1 protein-coding gene is annotated in these 552 nt (G+C 64.3%); it reads right to left on the minus strand.

Going from position 1 to position 552, the window contains the following annotated elements; translation table 11 throughout:
• A partial coding sequence (locus N879_RS15720; RefSeq protein WP_031232968.1) for an aminotransferase class III-fold pyridoxal phosphate-dependent enzyme occupies window positions 1-239 on the minus strand: 239 nt, incomplete at its 3' end.
• Between the last annotated feature and the right edge of the window lie 313 nt (window positions 240-552).

Genomic DNA, 552 nt, shown 5'->3' on the forward strand with positions numbered 1-552 from the left:
ATGTTGGAGATGTGCCAGAGCTTGCCAGCCTGCTCCGTCAGTGCCGCGATCATGGCCGGATGGGCATGGCCCAGGGCGTTGACCGCGATGCCGCCAGCGAAGTCCACCAGTTCTCGACCGCTCTGATCCCATACTCGCGAGCCCAGACCACGCACCGGCACGAAGGCGGCGGGGGCGAAAGTGGGAACAATGACCTGGTCGAAATCGGCGCGTTCTACCGGGGTGTGCGGGGCGGACATCGGGGCTCTCCTGCGAGGCGACACTGAATGAGAAATGAAAACGCCCCGCCATCGGCGGGGCGTCACTTGCGCAGTGTAAACGCAGGGCCGGCCCTCGTGCGCACTCGAACGGAAATTCTCTCGCGCAGTGGGCCTGCCGGGTCAGCCGAAGTGCTGCTGATCCAGGGCGATCGCCTGGTCCAGCGTCTCCAGCAGCGCCTTGCGCACTTTCAGCTTGGTGTTCTTGTGCGCCACCATGTTGATCTTTTTCAGCTGCTCGGCAGCCGCCTTAGCCACCGCCAGCAGCTCACCGGCTGGCACTACCTTGTCGAGG

This window comes from Alcaligenes sp. EGD-AK7 (assembly GCF_000465875.3).
GTDB classification, from domain to species: domain Bacteria; phylum Pseudomonadota; class Gammaproteobacteria; order Burkholderiales; family Burkholderiaceae_B; genus Alcaligenes; species Alcaligenes phenolicus.